16 protein-coding genes are annotated in these 18,835 nt (G+C 74.5%); 8 read left to right on the top strand and 8 right to left on the bottom strand.

Annotation, left to right across the window (positions count from 1 at the left end; all coding sequences use genetic code 11):
- Window positions 1-25: 25 nt before the first annotated feature.
- Window positions 26-730 carry a recombination regulator RecX gene (gene recX / locus G339_RS35330; RefSeq protein ID WP_084693414.1) on the top strand — a complete coding sequence of 235 codons (705 nt, stop codon included), beginning with the start codon at window positions 26-28 and terminating at the stop codon, window positions 728-730.
- 388 nt (window positions 731-1,118) lie between these two features.
- Here the strand turns inward: recX and G339_RS0125915 are convergent, their stop codons facing one another.
- The 6 genes from G339_RS0125915 to G339_RS0125890 form a co-directional block, all read right to left on the bottom strand.
- Window positions 1,119-3,080 carry a S9 family peptidase gene (locus G339_RS0125915; protein WP_019633980.1) on the bottom strand — a complete coding sequence of 654 codons (1,962 nt, stop codon included), beginning with the start codon at window positions 3,078-3,080 and terminating at the stop codon, window positions 1,119-1,121.
- Window positions 3,081-3,168: 88 nt separating this feature from the next.
- On the bottom strand, window positions 3,169-4,287 hold the full coding sequence (locus G339_RS35325; RefSeq protein WP_033324356.1) for an NAD(P)-binding domain-containing protein: 1,119 nt from the start codon (window positions 4,285-4,287) through the stop codon (window positions 3,169-3,171).
- Window positions 4,288-4,407: 120 nt separating this feature from the next.
- Complete coding sequence (locus tag G339_RS35320; protein ID WP_019633978.1) at window positions 4,408-5,400, bottom strand: amino acid ABC transporter permease; 993 nt, start codon at window positions 5,398-5,400, stop codon at window positions 4,408-4,410.
- Window positions 5,397-6,095 (bottom strand): amino acid ABC transporter permease, encoded by a 699-nt coding sequence (locus G339_RS0125900; RefSeq protein WP_019633977.1) that lies wholly within the window; start codon window positions 6,093-6,095, stop codon window positions 5,397-5,399. Before G339_RS0125900 ends, G339_RS35320 begins: the two co-directional genes overlap by 4 nt.
- 83 nt (window positions 6,096-6,178) lie before the next feature.
- Window positions 6,179-7,048, bottom strand: coding sequence for a glutamate ABC transporter substrate-binding protein (locus G339_RS0125895; RefSeq protein ID WP_019633976.1), 870 nt, complete (start codon window positions 7,046-7,048; stop codon window positions 6,179-6,181).
- An 81-nt stretch (window positions 7,049-7,129) separates the two neighbouring features.
- A complete protein-coding gene (locus G339_RS0125890; RefSeq protein ID WP_019633975.1) occupies window positions 7,130-7,939 on the bottom strand; it encodes an amino acid ABC transporter ATP-binding protein in 810 nt (269 codons plus the stop codon).
- A gap of 151 nt (window positions 7,940-8,090) precedes the next feature.
- Between G339_RS0125890 and miaB the strand changes: the two genes are divergently transcribed.
- Together miaB and G339_RS0125880 are read left to right on the top strand one after the other, a co-directional pair.
- Complete coding sequence (miaB, locus tag G339_RS0125885) at window positions 8,091-9,620, top strand: tRNA (N6-isopentenyl adenosine(37)-C2)-methylthiotransferase MiaB (protein WP_026341779.1); 1,530 nt, start codon at window positions 8,091-8,093, stop codon at window positions 9,618-9,620.
- 16 nt (window positions 9,621-9,636) lie between these two features.
- Complete coding sequence (locus G339_RS0125880; protein WP_019633973.1) at window positions 9,637-10,314, top strand: class III extradiol ring-cleavage dioxygenase family protein; 678 nt, start codon at window positions 9,637-9,639, stop codon at window positions 10,312-10,314.
- A 7-nt stretch (window positions 10,315-10,321) separates the two neighbouring features.
- Here the strand turns inward: G339_RS0125880 and G339_RS35315 are convergent, their stop codons facing one another.
- On the bottom strand, window positions 10,322-10,537 hold the full coding sequence (locus G339_RS35315) for an antitoxin (protein WP_019633972.1): 216 nt from the start codon (window positions 10,535-10,537) through the stop codon (window positions 10,322-10,324).
- Between the two features lie 98 nt (window positions 10,538-10,635).
- Between G339_RS35315 and miaA the strand changes: the two genes are divergently transcribed.
- Window positions 10,636-11,538 carry a tRNA (adenosine(37)-N6)-dimethylallyltransferase MiaA gene (gene miaA / locus G339_RS0125870; protein WP_019633971.1) on the top strand — a complete coding sequence of 301 codons (903 nt, stop codon included), beginning with the start codon at window positions 10,636-10,638 and terminating at the stop codon, window positions 11,536-11,538.
- Between the two features lie 2 nt (window positions 11,539-11,540).
- A complete protein-coding gene (dapF, locus tag G339_RS0125865; protein WP_019633970.1) occupies window positions 11,541-12,371 on the top strand; it encodes a diaminopimelate epimerase in 831 nt (276 codons plus the stop codon).
- 221 nt (window positions 12,372-12,592) lie between these two features.
- Here dapF and G339_RS0125860 read toward each other — a convergent pair whose 3' ends face one another.
- Window positions 12,593-14,560, bottom strand: coding sequence for a sensor histidine kinase (locus G339_RS0125860; RefSeq protein ID WP_019633969.1), 1,968 nt, complete (start codon window positions 14,558-14,560; stop codon window positions 12,593-12,595).
- A 274-nt stretch (window positions 14,561-14,834) separates the two neighbouring features.
- Here G339_RS0125860 and G339_RS0125855 point away from each other — a divergent pair, with 274 nt between their 5' ends.
- From G339_RS0125855 to G339_RS0125845, 3 genes are read left to right on the top strand one after another with little or no spacing between them, the layout of a single operon-like run.
- A complete protein-coding gene (locus tag G339_RS0125855) occupies window positions 14,835-15,836 on the top strand; it encodes an ABC transporter permease (RefSeq protein ID WP_019633968.1) in 1,002 nt (333 codons plus the stop codon).
- Window positions 15,833-16,756, top strand: coding sequence for an ABC transporter permease (locus G339_RS0125850; protein ID WP_019633967.1), 924 nt, complete (start codon window positions 15,833-15,835; stop codon window positions 16,754-16,756). The genes G339_RS0125855 and G339_RS0125850 overlap by 4 nt, the downstream gene beginning before the upstream one ends.
- Window positions 16,753-18,831 (top strand): dipeptide ABC transporter ATP-binding protein, encoded by a 2,079-nt coding sequence (locus G339_RS0125845; RefSeq protein ID WP_033324385.1) that lies wholly within the window; start codon window positions 16,753-16,755, stop codon window positions 18,829-18,831. The genes G339_RS0125850 and G339_RS0125845 overlap by 4 nt, the downstream gene beginning before the upstream one ends.
- Window positions 18,832-18,835: the final 4 nt, after the last annotated feature.

Genomic DNA, 18,835 nt, shown 5'->3' with positions numbered 1-18,835 from the left:
GTCGGGCTCGGGCGGGTCGAGTGGCGTGGGGTCGGGTCGGGTCGGGGCCGGTTGGAAGGGGGCGGGTCGGGCCGGTTCGAGCTGGGGTGATTCAAGCCGGTCGGGATCGGGCCGGGGCGGTTCACGCCGGAGCGGCCCAGGGAGCGAGCGACCGGGCCGACGCGAACCGGATGCGGCAGGCGAGGACGGCGAAGCAGGCCGTCAGAGTGCGCGGAGATCGGAGAACACCGACCCGGAAAGCCGCGCGCGGGAAATCTGTCTGCGAATGCTCGCCAGTGCTCCCCGGACCCGAGCCCAGCTCGCCGCCGCGCTGCAACGCAAGGGCGTCGATGAAACGGTGGCCGAACGCGTGCTGGGCCGCTTCACCGACGTCGGACTGATCGACGACGAGGCGTTCGCGCAGGCATGGGTGCGCTCCCGCCACGCGGGGCGCGGCCTCGCGCGCAGAGCACTGGCGGCGGAACTACGCCGACGCGGCGTGGACTCCGAGACAGTGAACGAGGCCGTCGAGGAACTGGCCCCCGAGCAGGAAGAGCAGACCGCCCGAGCCCTGGTGGAACGCAAACTCCGCTCGACCCGGGGCGTGGACTCGGTGAAGCGGACCCGCCGCCTGGTAGGAATGCTGGCCCGCAAGGGCTACTCCTCGGGCATCGCCTATCGCGTGGTCCGCGAAGCTCTGGAAGCCGAAGGCGCAGACCTTCCCCAAGGGCTCGACGCCCCGCCCGACTAACCCCCACCCGCAACCCGCAACCCCGTCAGCACCCGCCCAACCGCCGACCCTCCCGGCGGCCCACCCGCCGACCCGTGGACCCTTCCGGCGGTTCGCCCGCTCAACCGCCGACCCGCAGATCCTTCCAGCGGCGCACCCGCCGACCCGTAGATCCTTCCGGCGGTTCGCCCGCTCAACCGCCGACCCGCAGATCCTCTCAGCGGTTCGCCCGCTCAACCGCCGACCCGCAGATCCTCCTAGCGGCCCGCCCGCTCAACCGCCGACCCGCAGAACCTCTCAGCGGCGCACCCGCCAACCCGTGGACCCCTTGGCGGCGCACCCGCCCACTCCCGTGCTGCGTCCATCAGGGGCGGGGACGCGGTCAGCGGGGGTGAGGGGGCGGGCGGGGTCAGTTCAGGGTGAGGGTGGGGACGCCTCGGGGGGTGAAGTTCAGGGTCTGGCCGTAGAAGGAGAGCTCCGCTTCCAGGCAGGTCGTGACCGTTTCGGAGCGGCGGAAGCCGTGGGCCTCGCCCTCGAAGGTCAGGTGGGCGTGGGGGATCTTCTGGGCGGCGAGGGACTGGGCGAAGCGTTCCGACTGGTCCGGGGGGACGACCGGGTCGTCGGCGCCCTGCAGGAGCAGGACCGGGCAGGCCGTGGCGTCGGCGCGGTTCAGCGGGGAGCGCTCCTCGTAGGCGCGCTCGAAGCCGGGCAGCGGGCCGATCAGGCCGAAGAGGTACTGCGACTCGAAGTCGTGGGTGGCGGCGGCGAGGCTCTTGAGGTCGCTGATGCCGAAGTAGGACGTCGCGGCCTTGAACACGTCGGTGGACGTCACCGCGGCGAGCGTCGTCCAGCCGCCCGCGCTCGCGCCGCGGATCGCGAGGCGCTCGGGGTCGGCGAACCCGGCGTCGGCGAGGGCGCGGGCGGCGGACACGGCGTCCTCGACGTCCACGACGCCCCACTGCCGCCGCAGCCGCTCCCGGTAGCTGCGGCCGTAGCCGGTGGAGCCGCCGTAGTTGACGTCCACGACGCCGATGCCGCGGCTGGTGAAGTAGGCGCGCTCCAGGTCGAGCCGCTGGGACGCGCGGCTCGTCGGGCCGCCGTGGACGAACACCACGTACGGCGGCAGCTCGTCGGCGGGCCCTTCCGCGACGGGGTTCGCGGGCTCGTACACGTAGGCGTGGACGGCGCGGCCGAACGTGCCGTCGAGCCGGTCGGGGCGCGGCGTCGGCAGGTAGGCCGGGTCGGGCAGCTCGTCCAGCTCGCTGCGCAGGACCTCGGCCGCGCCGGTGGCGGTGTCGACGCGGACGACGGCGGTGGCGGTGTCCGGCCCGCCCGCGACGCCGACGACGACGGCGCCGTCCGCGGACAGCGACATCGACCAGTCGCTGTAGGGCAGGTCGAGGTCGACGAGGTCGAGGGTGTCGGGGTCGTAGACGCCGAGCCGCTGGTCGCCCTCGCCGTGCAGGACGGCGAGCCGCCCGTCCCCGAGCTGCGCGTACGGCATCCCGCCGAGCTGCCAGAGCGCGTCGGCGAACTCCTCCTCGGCCGGGTAGAGCGCCTGCGGCGACTCGCCGTACAGCCCGACCTGGTAGATGTTCCAGAATCCCGGCCAGTCCGACACGACGTACAGCGCCTGCTCACCGACCCACAGCGGCGCGAGCGCCGACTCGGTGAGACCGCCCTTGACGGTGCGCGGCGTGACGGCCCGCCCGTCCTCCAGCGCCGCGACGCGCACCTCGGTGCCGTCCCACGGCATCCGCGGGTGGCTCCACTGGACCCACGCCAGGTGCCCGCCGGTCGGGGACGGGGCGGGCGACGCGAAGAAGTGGTCCCCGGTGACGATCTCGCGGATCGCGGCGGGGTTGTCGGCGGCGGACCCGTCGAGCGGGACCGCGACGATCGCCCGCCGGATGCCGTCCGGCGTGTGCCCCTCGCAGACGCACCAGACCTCCGTGGCGTCGGGCGACAGCACGTAGTCGGCGTAGCGCAGCCCGCCGGGCCGGGCGGGCTCGGGCGTCAGCGGGCGCGGCTTGGCGTCGCCGGGGTCCAGGAGGTGGAGCCGCTGGTCCTCGTAGTTCGAGAACAGCAGGGTGTGGCCGGAGCCGGAGGGGATCGGCAGGTAGGACCGCCCGCCGTACTCGTGGACGCGGGTGCGCGCGTTCCACGGGGCGGGGAGCAGCTCGACGGGGTCGCCGCCGGCGTCGAGGAGCATGACCGTCGTCCGGCCGCCCTCGTCCGGGCGGGTCTCCTGCCACCACACGCGGGAACCCGAGACCAGGGGGAAACTGAGGCGCAGCCGGGCGCGGGCGACGTCGGCGGCGGAGATGGGGGAGGGCCAGGAGCCGTAGGGGAGGGTCGCACGAGCGGTCATATGCGAATCGTCCCGCATCGGAAGGTCGGTTGGGGCCATGACGGGGCAGTTGACCTCCAAAAGAAACAAGCCTCTCAGCGGGGAGGTCTCAGACTCCGGTGACGATCGTCGCCCCTGGTGCGGGGGCCCGTGCGGAGACCCGTGCGAGGGCTTCCGCCAGCGTCCGGGCGAGTTCGCGGACGGCGGCGCGCCCCGCCCGGTTCGCCCCGATCGTGCTCGCGGACGGGCCATAACCCAGAAGGTGGACGCGGTGGTCGGCGGCGACGCGCGTGGTGAGGGCCCCGTCGAGCGGGACGCCGCCGCCGGGGCCGCGCAGCCGCAGCGGCGCGAGGTGGTCGAGGGCGGCGCGGAACCCGGTCGCCCACAGGATGACGTCGGCGTCGGCGGTCGTGCCGTCGGCCCAGGCCACGCCGGTCGGGGTGACGCGCTCGAATATCGGCCGCCGCGCCAGGACGCCGCGCGTGATCCCGTCGCGGACCTCGGGCGTGAGCGCGAGGCCCGTCGCGCCGACGACGCTCTCCGGCGGCAGGCCGCGCCGGACGCGGTCCGCGACGCGGGCGACGACGGCGCGCCCCCAGTCCTCGTCGAACGGGACGTCGTTCCACAGCGGCGGGCGGCGGGTGACCCAGACGGTCGAGGCGGCGACGTCGGCGATCTCCAGCAGCGCCTGGACGGCCGACGCGCCGCCGCCGACCACGACGACGCGGCGACCCGCGAACGCGTCCGGCCCCCGGTAGTCGGCGGTGTGGAGCTGGCGGCCGGGGAACGTCTCCCGCCCCGGGTAGTACGGCCAGAAGGGCCGCTCCCAGGTGCCCGTCGCGTTGATCACCCCGCGGGCGCGGTACGTCCCGCCGGACGTGGCCAGCAGCAGGCGGCCGTGCGGGTCGTCGTCCTCGGCGGAGACGGACGAGACGTCCACGGGCCGCCGCACGTCGAGCCCGAACGTCCGCTCGTACCGTCCGAAGTACTCCGCGACGACCTCCGACGCGGGCCGCGCCGCGTCCGGCTCGCCCAGCGGCATCCCCGGCAGGTCGTGGACGTGGTGCGCCTTGCCGAGGGTGAGCGTCGGCCACCGGTGCCGCCACGCGCCGCCCGGCCCGTCCGCGTGGTCGAGCAGCACCGCCGACAGCCCCGCGCGGCGCAGGAAGTACCCCGCCGACAGGCCCGCCTGCCCGGCTCCGATGACGGCCACGTCCACGTCGTTCATGTCCGCACAAACCGGACGGGGCGCCGCCGGATTCCCGGCGGCGCCCCGTGCCTGGCGACTCGTGCCTGGCGACTCGTGCCTGGCGACTCGTGCTTGGCGACCCGTGCGCGCGTACGGGCGTCAGTCGTCGCCCGTGGCCGTCGCGGTCGCGGCCATCCCGGCGGCGGGCGGCGCGCCGCCCGCGCCCATCGTCCGCGCCGAGGTCTTGCGGCTGCGGCGGCTGCGCGCCTCCAGCCACACCGCGAACCGGCTGACCAGCAGGTTGATCGCGATGTAGATCGCGCCGACGACGATCCCCGCCTGGAGGATGTTGTTGTCGTAGTTGGGCGGGATGCCCTTGAACGCCTGGTTGAGCAGTTCGGGGTAGGCGATGATGAACCCGATCGCGGTGTCCTTCAGCAGGACGACGATCTGCGCCACGATCGACGGCATCATGACCGTCACCGCCTGCGGCAGCAGAATCCGCAGCAGCACGCCGCTCTTGCGCAGCCCGATCGAGTACCCGGCCTCCGACTGCCCCTTGGGCACCGAGTTGATCCCCGCGCGGACGATCTCGGCGAACACTGAGCCGTTGTAGAGCACGAGCCCGAACACCACGGCCGCGAACGCGGGCACGGTGATCGTCCCCGCGTCGATCCTCACCCCGAAGATCGAGAAGAAGTAGTCGACGAGGTTGCGCTGCAGCGTCCCGAACGGGGACTCCGCGATCACCGGGCTGATCTTGTTCGGCAGGAAGAACGCCAGGTAGATCATGATCAGCAGCGGCATCGCGCGGAAGAACTCCACGACGATCCCGCACGGCACGCGAATCCACCCGTGCTCCGAGAGCCGCCCGATGCCGAACACCGCGCCGAACACCAGCGCCAGCACCGTCGCGACGGCGGCGGCCCCGAGCGTGTTCTTCAGGCCCGGCAGGATGAAGTTCTCCCAGACCTCCGACTTCAGGAACGGGCTCCACAGCGACCCGGCCCACTGGCCCTTGTGGTCCATCCGGACGACGAACGCCGCGACGATCCCGGCGAACACCAGCGCGGCGACGCCGGTGGCGATCCGGTGCCGCATCCGCGCGCGGGGCCCCGGCAGGTCGAACAGGACGTTGGCCTGGCCGCTCATCGGACCACCGCCGTTCGCTTGGCCAGCCAGCCGAAGAAGTAGCCGGTCGGCAGGACGAGGATGAGGAAGCCGATCGCGACGCCCAGGAACAGGGGGATCGCGCCGCTGGTGAACGACGGCAGGTCCAGCAGGGTCTTCATCTGCGTGACGACCTCGGCGTAGCTCGCGGCGGTCGCGACCGTCGTGTTCTTGATCATCGCGATGAACACGCTGCCGAGCGGCGCGATGACCGCGCGGAACGCCTGCGGCAGGATGATCATGCGCAGCGACTGGGAGAACGTCAGCCCGAGCGACCGCGCGGCCTCGGCCTGGCCGATCGGGACGGTGTTGATGCCCGACCGCAGCGCCTCGCAGACGAACGCGCCCGTGTACGCCGACAGCCCGAGGACGGCCCACCAGTAGTAGGTCGTGCCGCTGTCGTCGGAGAACGTCAGCGCCAGGATGTCGTTGAGCCCGAGCGAGCACATGATCAGCACGAGCGTCAGCGGCGTGTTGCGGACGATGTTCACGTACACCGTCCCGGCGGCCCGCAGGACCGGCACGGGGGCGACGCGGAAACTCGCCAGGATCGTCCCGATGATCAGCGAGAGGACCCCGGCCGCCAACGACAGCCGGATCGTCGCCCAGAAGCCGTCGAGAATGGCGTCGAAATTGTCGAAGAAGGGGCCGAAATCGAACAGGTCGGATAGTTCCATGGCGTTCCAGCGGGTGAAGGCCGGGCCGGCGCCCCGCCCGGGAAAGGCGGGCGGGGCGCGGCGCGGCGGGCCTCAGCGGCAGGTCAGGCGCAGGCCTCGAACTGCGGAACGGTCGTGGTCGGCTTCAGGCCGGTGCCGCCGAAGTACTTGTCCAGCAGGTTCTTGGCCGTGCCGTCCGAGTACATCTTGGTGATGGCGTCGTCCACCGCCTTGCAGGTCTCGGTGTCGCCCTTCTTGATGCCGACGCCGTACTTCTCGTCGGTGAAGGGCTGGTTGATGACCTTGAACGAGCCCTTCTGCTGGCTCGCGAAGCCGGCGAGGATCAGGTCGTCGGTGCTGACCGCGTCCACCGCGCCCGCCTTCAGCTTCGCGGCGCAGTCGGAGTAGCCGGTGGCGTCGACGAGCTTCACGCCCTTGATGTCGAGCTTGCCGTCCGGGCCGCCCTCGGTGACGCGGCGGAAGGAGTTCGAGCCGGCCGCCTTGCAGAGCTTCTTGCCCTTGAGGTCCTGCGGCTTGGTGATGCTGTTGTCGTCCGCGCGGACCATCGTGTCCTGGTGGGCCACGTAGTACGGGCCGCCGAACGTGATCTGCTGCTTGCGCGCGTCGGTGATGGAGTAGGTCGCCACGACGAGGTCGACCTGGCCGCCGCCGAGGAACGACTCGCGGTTCTCCGAGCGCGCCTCCTTGAAGGTGATGCCGCTCTCGGGGACGCCGAGCTGCTTGGCGATGTAGCGGGCGACGTCGACGTCGAACCCCTCGAAGGTCCCGTCCGGCTTCTTCAGGCCCAGCGCGGGCTGGTCGAACTTGATGCCGATCGTGATCTTCTTGGTGTCCTTCGCCTTCTGCGCGACGGACTTGGCCTCGGTCTTCTCCGAGTCGCTGCCGCAGGCGGTGACGGCCAGGGACAGCGCGGTCGCCACGCCGATGAGGGCGCCGAAACGACGGAATCGCATGCTTTCGTTACCTCTGCTTTCTGCCGTGTTCCCCCGTGGGAGCCGGGCGGGGGCTTCGCGCGGCTCGCCGGCGGGCGAGGTTCAATGGGTGATGATCTTGGACAGGAAGTCCTTCGCGCGGTCGCTCTCGGGGTTGGTGAAGAACTCCTCGGGCGTGTTGGACTCCACGATCTGCCCGTCCGCCATGAAGACGACCTTCTGCGCCGCCCGCCGGGCGAACCCCATTTCGTGGGTCACCACGATCATCGTCATGCCGTCCCGGGCGAGGCCGGTCATGACGTCCAGGACCTCGTTGATCATCTCCGGGTCGAGCGCCGAGGTCGGCTCGTCGAACAGCATGACCTTGGGCCGCATCGCCAGCGAGCGGGCGATGGCGGCGCGCTGCTGCTGACCGCCGGACAACTGCGCCGGGTACTTCTGCGCCTGGTTGGCGATGCCGACCCGGTCGAGCAGTTCCAGCGCGTACTTCTCGGCTTCCTCTTTACGTTCCCTGCGGACCTTCACCGGCCCGAGCGTCACGTTCTCGAGGATCGTTTTGTGGGCGAACAGGTTGAACGACTGGAACACCATGCCGACGTCCGCGCGCAGCCGGGCGAGTTCCCTGCCCTCCTGCGGCAGCGGCTTTCCGTCGACCAGGATGGAACCGGAGTCGATCGGCTCCAGCCGGTTGATCGAGCGGCACAGCGTGGATTTCCCGCTGCCGGACGGGCCGATGACGACCACGACCTCGCCGCGCTCGACGGTCAGGTTGACGTCCCGCAGGACGTGCAGTTCCCCGAAATGCTTGTTGACGTCCCTGACCTCGACCAGCGGGCCCCCGGCGGGGACGTCGGAGGGAACGTCGTCCTCGAGCCCGCCGCCCTTGGTGAGCTCGCCTTTGCTGTCCGTCATGTGGGATGACTGTACGGGACGGGGATTGTCGGGCAAGCCACCGCGCGATTCCGATCCGATCACGAATCCGCACGTCGGCGGCGGAGTGCGCCATTGCGGACGGCCGCCCGCGGGCGTCCGGGCCGCCGCGCCGCGTACGCTTGGGTCCGTCATGAGTGCGCCTATCGAGAACGGCCCCCGCACGTACGAGATCCGTACCTACGGGTGCCAGATGAACGTCCACGACTCCGAGCGGCTGTCGGGTCTGCTGGAGGACGCCGGGTACGTCCGCGCCGGCGACGGCGCCGACCCGGACGTGGTGGTGTTCAACACCTGTGCCGTCCGGGAGAACGCCGACAACCGCCTGTACGGCAACCTGGGGCGGCTGCGGCCCGTCAAGGCCGAACGGCCCGGGATGCGGATCGCGGTCGGCGGCTGCCTCGCGCAGAAGGACCGCGACGCGATCGTGCGCCGCGCCCCGTGGGTGGACGTGGTGTTCGGCACGCACAACCTCGGCGCGCTGCCGGCCCTCCTGGAGCGCTCGCGCGTCCGGGACGAGGCGCAGGTGGAGATCGAGGAATCGCTCGTGACGTTCCCGTCCACGCTCCCGACGCGGCGCGAGTCGCCGTACGCGGCGTGGGTGTCGGTCTCGGTGGGCTGCAACAACACCTGCACGTTCTGCATCGTGCCGTCGCTGCGCGGCAAGGAGCGCGACCGGCGGCCGGGCGAGATCCTGGCGGAGGTCGAGGCGCTGGTCGCGGAGGGCGTCTGCGAGATCACGCTGCTCGGGCAGAATGTGAACGCCTACGGCAGCGGGTTCGGCGCGCTCGGCGACGCGCCCGAGGACGTCCGGGCGATGACGGGCGGCGGCCAGTCGGCGTTCGCGGGGCTGCTGCGCGCGTGCGGGCGGATCGAGGGGCTGGAGCGCGTCCGGTTCACCTCCCCGCACCCGAAGGACTTCACCGACGACGTCATCGCCGCGATGGCCGAGACGCCGAACGTCACGCCGTCGCTGCACATGCCGCTGCAGTCCGGGTCGGACGCGGTGCTGCGCGCGATGCGCCGCTCGTACCGGCAGGAGCGCTACCTCGGCATCATCGGCAAGGTGCGGGCGGCGATCCCGGACGCGGCGATCACCACCGACATCATCGTCGGGTTCCCCGGCGAGACCGACGCCGACTTCGAGGAGACGCTGCACGTCGTCCGCGAGGCGCGGTTCGCGAGCGCGTTCACGTTCCAGTACTCCAAGCGGCCCGGCACGCCCGCCGCGACGATGGACGGGCAGGTGCCCAAGGCGGTCGTCCAGGAGCGCTACGAGCGGCTGGTGGCGCTGCAGGAGGAGATCTCCTGGGCGGAGAACAGGAAGCTGCTCGGCCGCACGCTGGAACTGCTGGTCGCGGAGGGCGAGGGCCGCAAGGACGGCGAGACGCAGCGGCTTTCGGGGCGCGCGGCCGACAACCGGCTCGTCCACTTCCGCGCGCCGGACGAGCCCGTCCGGCCCGGCGACATGGTCACCACCGAGATCACCTACGCGGCCCCGCACCACCTGGTCGCGGACGCCCCGGCGACGGTGCGCCGCACGCGCGCGGGCGACGCGTGGGAGGCCCGGCAGGGCGCGGGCGGCGGCGGTGTCGCGCTGGGGATGCCGACGATCGGCCGCCCCGCGCCGGTCGCGGCCGCGGGCTGCTCCGTGCGGCCGTGAGCGCGGCCGTGAACCGGTGCTGACCTCGGCGGCGGTGTGCCCGCACCCGCCGGTGCTCGTCCCGGAGCTGGCCGGGTCCGCCGCGCCCCGGCTGGACGGCGTGCGCGCCGCGTGCCGCGCGGCGCTGGACCGGCTCGACGGGGACGTGCTGCTCGTCGTCGGCGGCGGGGAGCGGACGCGCGAGCACGGCCCAGAAGCGTCCGGCACGCTGCGCCCCTTCGGCCTCGACCGCGTCTACGGACCGGCCGCGACCCCGACGCTGCCGCCGTCGCTGACGGTCGGCCGCTGGCTGCTCGGCCGCGACCCCGACGGCTACCAGGAGATCGCGGCGGACGCCGACCCGGCCGAGTGCGCGGCGGTCGGCGCGAAGCTGGCCGCGTCCGCCGGCCGGGTGTCGCTGCTCGTGCTGGGCGACGCCTCGGCGAGCCGCTGGGAACTGGCGCTCGGGGACGTGGCCGGCCTCGCCGGGCCGTTCGACGCCGCCGCGGCGCGCGCGCTCGGCGCCGCCGACGCGGCGGCCCTGGCCGGGATCGACCCGGCGGCGGCCCGCGCGGTGCGCGCGGGCGGCCGGGCCGCCTGGCAGGTCCTGGCGGGGGCGGCGGGCGCGGACCCGTTCCGCGGCGAGCTGCTGGCCGAGGACGCCCCCTACGACGTCACCTACCTCGTCGCGGCGTGGACCCGCGCGGGGTCCTGACGGGGCGTCAGGCCCGTCCGCCGCGCGTGTCCGTCCCGCCCGCGGAACGCTCCTTCTGGTTGCGGTCCACGTACTCGTCGGCCTTGCTCTGGACCTTGTCGACCTTGTCGGAGTACTTGCCGCCGGTCTTCTGGTCGAACATGTCGCCGGCCTTGCCGACGCCCTGCTTGGCCTTGTCGGTGTTCTTGCCGAGGATGTCCTTGATCTTCTCGGTGAGCGTCACGGCGTCCTCCGATCTCGGGTGCGTGGCGCGGGGGCCGCGCCCGTACGGCCCGCCCCCTCCCCGGACGGGCCACAATTAAGCACGTGGGCTCTGAGAACGTGATCGCGGTCGTCGGCGCGACCGCGGCGGGCAAGTCCGACCTCGCCGTCGAGCTGGCGCTGCGCCTGGGCGGCGAGGCGGTGAACGCCGACTCGATGCAGCTCTACCGGGGCATGGACGTCGGCACCGCCAAGCTGCGCGCCGACGAGATGCGCGGCGTGCCGCACCACCTGCTGGACGTGTGGGACGTCACCGAGACGGCGAGCGTCGCCGAGTACCAGCGGCTCGCGGACGCGGCCCTGGACGGGATTCGCGCGCGCGGCCGCACGCCCGTCCTGGTCGGCGGATCGGGCCTGTACGTCCGCGCGGCGCTGGACCGCCTGGAGTTCCCCGGCACCGACGCGGCCGTCCGCGCCCGGCTGGAGGCGGAGCTGGCCGAGCGCGGCTCCGGCGAGCTGCACGCGCGGCTGCGCGCGGCGGACCCGGTCGCGGCGGACGCGATCCTGCCGAGCAACGGCCGCCGGATCGTGCGGGCGCTGGAGGTCGTGGAGATCACCGGGCGGCCGTTCAGCGCGACGATGCCGACCCGCGAGTACCGGCGCGACGCCGTGCAGATCGGCGTGGCGGTGCCCCGCGACGTCCTGGACGAGCGGATCGCGCTGCGCGTCGAGCGGATGTGGGCGGCGGGCCTGGTCGAGGAGGTCCGGAGGCTGGAGAAGGCGGGCATCCGCCGGGGCCGCACCGCGTCCCGCGCCCTCGGCTACGCGCAGGTGCTGCGGTTCCTCGCGGGCGAGGGCACCGAGGACGAGGCGAGGGCCGAGACGGTCCGGCTGACGCGCCGTTTCGCGCGCCGCCAGGAGTCCTGGTTCCGCCGCGACCCGCGCGTGGTGTGGCTGCCGCACGACGCCCCCGACCTGGTGGAGCGGGCGCTCGCGGCGGGCTCCGCGCCGCCTACGATCTAGGCATGCGCTTCCTCAAGGGCCACGGAACCGAGAACGACTTCGTCATCCTGCCCGACCCCGACGGCGAGCTGGAGCTGACGCCGGAGGCCGTCGCGCGGCTGTGCGACCGGCGCGCCGGGATCGGCGGGGACGGCGTGCTGCGCGTCGTCCGCGCGAAGGCGGCGGGCGCGGACGCGGCCGGGCAGGGCGCGGAGTGGTTCATGGACTACCGCAACCACGACGGCGGCGTCGCGGAGATGTGCGGGAACGGCGTGCGGGTCTTCGCGCGCTACCTGGTCGCGGCGGGCCTCGCGGAGCCGGGGGAGTGGGACGTGGCGACACGGTCGGGGCCGCGCCGGGTCGCGCTCGGCGCGGACGGCGACGTGCGGGTCGCGATGGGCCTGCCGTCCTACCTCGGGACGAGCGCCGCGACGCTGGACGGCCGCGAGCTGCCGGGCGTCAGCGTCTCGGTCGGCAACCCTCACCTGGCGTGCCGGGTGGACGTCCCGGTCGCGGACCTGGACCTGTCGCGCGCCCCGGGCTACGACCCGGCGGTCTACCCGGAGGGCGTGAACGTGGAGTTCTTCCGCCCGGTCGGGGACCACCACGTCGAGATGCGCGTCTACGAGCGCGGCTCGGGCGAGACCCGCTCCTGCGGGACGGGGACGGTGGCGGTGGCCCTGGCGGCGGCGCTGGCCGAGCCGGGCGCCGAGCCGGTCCCGCCGGGCCGCTGGACGGTGGACGTCCCCGGCGGCCGCCTGACGGTCACGCTGGAGGAGGAGACGGCGTACCTGGCGGGCCCGGCCGTCCTGGTCGCCGAGGGCGAGCTCGACCCCGGGGCCCTGACCCGCTGACCGGGAAGCCCTCCCGTCCCACAATCCCGGCAAGGTCGGGACCTCTGTCCCTCTCCGCCGGGACCGGGACCGCGTAATTTCATTCCTGCACACCCTCTGGTGGAAGGCCCCCGGAGTTCGGGATGGGAGCCCCGGATTCCGGCGGAGCCGAGGGCCGGTGGCGACCTTCTTGGCGGGGGGCGGTCACCGGCCCTCCTGCCGAGGGGGGCAGCCGCCGCCGGTCAGGACGAGCGCAGGCCGTTCACCGGGAGCCGGGCGCTGACGAGCGTCCCGCCGCCGGGCCCGGGGCCGATCGTGCAGGAGCCGCCCAGTTCGGCGGCGCGTTCGCGCATCGAGGTCATGCCGACGCCCGAGCGAGGCCGGTCGCGGACGCCGATCCCGTCGTCCCCCACGGTGACGTGCAGGTCCCCGTTCAGGCTGAGCAGCCGCACCACCGCGCGGTCTGCCTTCGCGTGCCGGTACACGTTCGTCAGGGCCTCCTGGACGATCCGGTAGGCGGCGACCTCGGCGGCGGCGGGAAGCCGGTCCAGGTCGCCGTCCACGTGGACGTCCACGCGCGGCCCGTCGCCGGTCGAGACGACGCCGCCGAGGGCGCGGATCGCCCCGGCGAGGCCGAGGTCGTCCAGCGCGGGCGGGCGCAGCCCGTACACCAGGTCGCGGATGTCGCCGATGGTGCGGCCGATCGTGGTGCGGAGCTGTTCGAGGAGCCCTTCGGCGGCGTCGGGGTCGGCGCGCATGGTGATACGGGCGGCGTCGGCGGTCATGGCGAGGCTGGCGAGGGTGGGGCCGAGGCCGTCGTGCAGGTCCCGGCGCAGCCGCCGCCGCTCCTCCTCGCGGGTCCGCAGGATGCGCTCGCGGGAGCGCTGCACGTCGATGGCCAGCCGGGTCGCGTTGGCGAGCTCGGCGAGGTTGCGGGCCAGGACGGCGGCGACGCGCGGATCGGTGCGGCGCGCGACGCCGAGCGTGAGGCGGCCGACCGGCTCGCTGTGCCAGACCAGCGGCACCGACTGGGCGCGCTCGCCGGGCTCCCCGCAGGTCACCGACATCGTCTGGCCGTCGCGGTCCACGACCTCCAGCACGACCCCGGCGGCGTGCAGCGACTCGCGGACGGTCGTGGCGGCGACGGTCAGCGCGGCGCGCGGGTCGGAGATCGGCTGGAGCCGCCGGTTGAGCCGGTCCGCGATCCGGTACGGGTCGCGCTCGCCGTGGATGAGGCGGTCCACGCCGCGCTGGAGCCGCCGCCGGACGGGCTCGAACACCGCTCCGGCCACGATGGCGCCGACGACGCCCGCGACGGGCAGGTGGTCGGCGGCGATGCGGCCGGCGGCGGCGACGAGCGCGAAGTAGACGCCGGTGATGATGGCGGCGAGCGCGGCGTACACGATCGTCCGGCTGACGAGCAGGTCGATGTCGTACAGCCGGTACTTGGTGATCGCGAACGCGATGAAGACGGGGACGGCCGCGACGACGCCGTCCCGGACCGCGTCGTGGATCGGGACCGACTCGCCGAGGAACGTGATCGTCTGCGAGAAGACGCCGGGGTAGATGACCCACACGATCTGCCGCCGCACGTCCGGCGCGGACCGCGCGAACCGCAGCCCGAGCGCGACGAACCCGAGCACGAGGCAGGCGAGGATCGCCGCGCTGATCGGCAGCGGGATGTCCTGGAACGGGTAGGCCGAGACGCCGTTGTGGTACCGCAGGACGTCCGGGTCGATCGTGAGGTGGACGCACACGATGAGCGGGATCGCGCAGGCGAGCGCGAGGACCGGCGCGAACCAGCGCGACACCAGCCGCCCGTCCGGGAAGATCAGCGGCAGGACGAGCGTGAGCGAGTAGTCGTCCACCGCCCACAGCCACAGGCTGAGCCAGTGGAAGAAGCCCGCGCCCGCCGCGCCGCGCTCGGCGAGGAACGGGGCGAGGTTGATCGACAGGACGTAGACCGCGGAGCTGCACCCCGCGCCGAGCATGAGCCAGCCCACGGCGAGCCGCGGGCGGCGGCGCAGCAGCAGCCCGGCGACCGGGGTCCACAGCAGGGCCACGACGATCTCCGGATGCCACCACACGAGCCGCCGCGGGTCGTCGACCCAGCGGCCGAGGACGAGCGCCGCGACGACGACGCCCGCGGCGGCGGCGGCGATGACCGGGGCGGCGCGTGCGGCCCTCGGTCGGTCGGCCACGGTGCCCATGCGTGCTCCCCGAGAGAAAAAGTAAATGAATCGTAAAGCTTCCCCGTCCGTAGCTCGGCGCACCCCGTGCTGTCCACGTGAGGACAAGGCTGTGACCTGCGGGTTCGCTCGCGGCGGTACGACGCGCGCCCGAGAGGTGGGATCATGCCCGGCCGCCCCGGTGTCCGCCGCGCACCCCCGCTGTCCGGCGGTTTTTACGCGTTGCGGCATTCCACCCCACCAATCCGTGACCGGGCGGTAGCATTTCGTTACCGTCCTGTGGCGAAGGGGAGGGATGGGAAGGTTCCTGGTGCGCCGGCTGGCGGGGCACGCGGTGCTCGCGGTGGTGGCGGCGAGCCTCGCCTACCTGCTCGCGGCGGCGTCGCTGCACCCCCGGCCGGACCCGCCCGGACCGGCCGCCGGACCGGCCCCCGCGGCCCCCGCCGACCGGGCCGCGCTGCGGCGGCTGAACCTCGACGACCGCGAGCCGCTGGCCGAGCGGTACCGCGTCTGGGCGGCCGGGATCGTCCGCGGCGACTTCGGCCGCACGCTGCGCGGCGAGCCCGTCGCGGCCGAGCTGTGGCGGCGGCTGTGGGTCAGCGTGCGGCTGCTCGCCGCCGGGAGCGCGCTCGGGTTCGCGGGCGGCGTGCTGCTCGGCGCGTACGCGGCGGCGCGGCGCGGCACGGCCGCCGACCGGCTCGTCACCGCCGGGTCGTTCCTGCTGCTCGCCGTGCCGGTGTTCGTGCTGGCCCCGCTGCTGCAGATCGCCGCCGCCGCCGTGGACCAGGCCACCGGCGTCCAGTTCGTGGAGTGGGTGGGGGAGTCCAGCCCCGGCGCGGCGGGCGGCGCGTTCGGGGCGCTCGGCGCGGTGGGCGACCGGGTCCGGCACCTCGCGCTGCCGACCGTCGTCGTCGCGCTGTCGCAGCTCGCGGTCTACTGCCGGTACCAGCGCGGGATGATGCTCGACGTCATCGGCGCCGACTACGTCCGCACCGCGCGCGCCAAGGGGCTGCGCCGCCGCGACGCGCTGCTGCGGCACGGCGTGCGCACCGCGCTGATCCCGCTGACCACCTACTTCGCGTACACGGTCGGGGTGCTGCTGCTCACCGGGATGTTCACCGAGCAGGTGTTCGGGTGGCACGGGCTCGGCGAGTGGGTGGTGGACGCCATCCTGCGCGGGGACGTCAACGTCGTCGCGGCCGCCAACGTCGTCGCGGCCGTCGCGGTGCTGCTGGCGGGGCTGGCCTCCGACGCGCTGCGCGGCCTGCTCGACCCGCGCGTCCGGGCGCGGGCATGACCCGCCCGCCCGGCAACCGGCGCGCCGTCGCGGGCGCGGTCCTGCTCGCCGCGCTGTTCGCCGTCGCGTTCCTCGGGCCGCTCGCCGCGCCGTGGCGCTGGGACCAGACGGACTTCACCGCGTTCCGCGCGCCGCCGTCCGCCGGGCACTGGTTCGGGACGACGCAGAGCGGCCGCGACCTGTTCGCGCTGACGCTGCGCGGCATGCGCAAGTCGCTGCTGATCGGGCTGCTCGTCGCGGTGCTGTCGACGGGCGTCGCGGCGGCGGTCGGGATGACGGCCGGGGTCCTCGGCGGCTGGGTGGACCGGCTGCTGATGTTCGGCGTGGACCTGCTGCTCGTCCTGCCGTCGTTCCTGGCCGTCGCGGTGCTGTCGCCCGCGCTCGGCGGCGGGACGGGCGTGGTGCTGGTCATCGCCGCGTTCCTGTGGATGATCACCGCGCGGATGGTGCGGGCGATGACGCTGTCCCTCAAGGAGCGCGACTACGTGCGCGCCGCCCGGTTCCTCGGCGTCGGGCCGGTGCGGGTGATCGTCCGGCACATCCTGCCGCACCTGGCGTCGCTGCTGGTCGTGGACGCGGCGCTGAACGTGAGCCTGGCGATCATCACCGAGGCGGGGCTGGCCTACCTCGGGTTCGGCGCGCAGCCGCCCGACGCGTCGCTCGGCACGCTCATCGCGGACGCGCGGGGGGCCGCGCCCGCGTACCCGTGGCTGTTCGCGTCGGCGGCGGGGCCGCTGGTGCTGATCGTGCTGGCGGTGAACCTCCTCGGGGACGGGCTGCGCGACGCCCTCGACCCGTCCGTCCCGCGCTGCGCCGGGCGCGCGCCGCGCCGGGGGCCGCGCGACGGGGTGCCGCAGGCGCTGTGCGCGGTGCGGGCCCCGGCGGCGCGCGCGCCGGGGAAGCGGGAGGACGCGGCGTGAGCGTGCTGGAGATCAGCGGGCTGCACGTCGTCTACCCGCCGGACGTGCCCGTCGTGCGCGGCCTGGACCTCGCGGTCGAGGGCGGCGAGGTCGTCGGCGTCGTCGGGGAGTCCGGGTCGGGCAAGTCCGCGCTGGCGCTCGCCGTCCTCGGGCTGCTCCCGGCGGGCGCGCGGGCGCGCGGGTCGGTGCGGCTGCGCGGCGCGGAGCTGCTCGGCCGGTCCGACGCCGAGCTGGCGCGGGTGCGCGGCCGGGACCTGGCGATGGTGTTCCAGGACCCGCTGTCGGCGCTGACGCCCGTCCACCCGGTGGGCGACCAGATCGCCGAGACGATCCAGATCCACGCGGGCGCGACGCGGCGCGCGGCGCGGGCGCGGGCCGTGGAGCTGCTGGACCTCGTCGGCATCCCCGACGCGGCGCGGCGCGCCCGCGCCCATCCGCACGAGTTCTCCGGCGGCATGCGGCAGCGCGTGATGATCGCGATGGCCATCGCCAACGACCCCGTCGCGATCGTCGCGGACGAGCCGACGACCGCGCTCGACGTGACCGTCCAGGCCCAGATCCTCGACGTGCTGCGGGTCGCGCGGGACGCGACGGGCGCGGCGATCGTCCTGATCACCCACGACCTCGGCGTCGTCGCGGACCTCGCGGACCGCGTCGTGGTGATGTACGCGGGCCGCGAGGTGGAGTCCGGGCCGGTCGGGGACGTGTACCGGCGGCCCCGGATGCCGTACACGATCGGGCTGCTGCGGTCGCTGCCCCGGCTCGACGCGCCCCGCGAGCGCGGCGCGCGGCCCGCGCCGATCGGCGGCGCGCCGCCGCCCGCCGGGGGCCCGCCGACGCCGTGCCCGTTCCGGCCGCGCTGCCCGATCGGCGGCCCCGAGTGCGACCGCGCGGCCCCGGCGGCGGTGCTGGTCGGGGCGGGGCACCGCGCCGCGTGCGTGCGGACGGCCGCGACGCTCGACGCGGGCCGGGTGTTCCCGGCCGTCCCCGCGCCGCCCCCGCCGCGCCGCCCGCCGCGCGCCGAGCGCCCGGCGGTCCTGCGGATCAGCGGCCTGGCCCGGCACTTCCCGCCGCGCGGGGCGTTCGCGCGGCGCGCGGCGGGCGCGGTCCGGGCGGTGGACGGGGTGTCGCTGGAGGTCCGCGCGGGCGAGACGCTGGGCCTGGTCGGGGAGTCCGGCTGCGGCAAGACGACGCTGCTGATGGAGATCCTGCGGCTGGAGCGGCCGCAGCGCGGCCGGATCGCGGTGTTCGGCCGGGACGTCGCGGCGCTGTCGCCGAAGGTCCGCAAGGCGCTGCGCCGGGACCTCCAGGTCGTGTTCCAGGACCCGGCGACGTCGCTGGACCCCCGGATGCGCGTCCGCGACATCCTGACGCAGCCGCTGCGCACGCACCGGGTGGCGCGGGCGGCCGTCCCGCGCCGCGTCGCGGAGCTGCTGGGCCTGGTCGGGCTGGAGCAGGCGCACGCGGACCGCTATCCGGCGGCGCTGTCGGCGGGCCAGCGGCAGCGCGTCGCGATCGCCCGCGCGCTGGCGCTGGAGCCGCGGCTGCTGCTGCTCGACGAGCCCGTCGCGTCGCTGGACGTGTCCGTGCAGGCGCAGATCATGGACCTGCTGGAGGACCTGCGGGCCGGGCTCGGCCTGGCGTACGTGTTCGTCGCGCATGATCTGGCGGTGGTCCGCCGCGTCGCGGACCGCGTCGCCGTCATGTACGCGGGGCGGATCGTGGAGATCGGCGCGGCCGACGCGGTGTACGAGTCCCCGGCGCATCCGTACACGCGGGCGCTGCTGGACGCGGTGCCCGCGCCGGACCCGGCGGGGCGGCGCGGGCGGCGGACGCTGCTGGCCGACCCGCCCGACCCGTCGTCGCCGCCCGCGGGCTGCCCGTTCCGGCCGCGCTGCCCCCGGTACGCGGCGCTGGCCGCGCCCGCGCTGCTGCCCGCCGCGGGCGACGAGCTGGGCGCGCGGGGCGGCGCGGTGGCGCGGGCGCGCTGCGAGCGGGCCGTCCCGGAGCTGGCCGCGCCCGATCCCGCCGTGGACCGCAGCGCCGCGTGCCACCATCCGCCGGGGCCGCCGTGAAGGT

The sequence above is a fragment of the Actinomadura atramentaria DSM 43919 genome (assembly GCF_000381885.1).
In the GTDB taxonomy this organism is placed as follows: domain Bacteria; phylum Actinomycetota; class Actinomycetes; order Streptosporangiales; family Streptosporangiaceae; genus Spirillospora; species Spirillospora atramentaria.
This window is presented reverse-complemented; position numbering and strand designations above follow the sequence as displayed.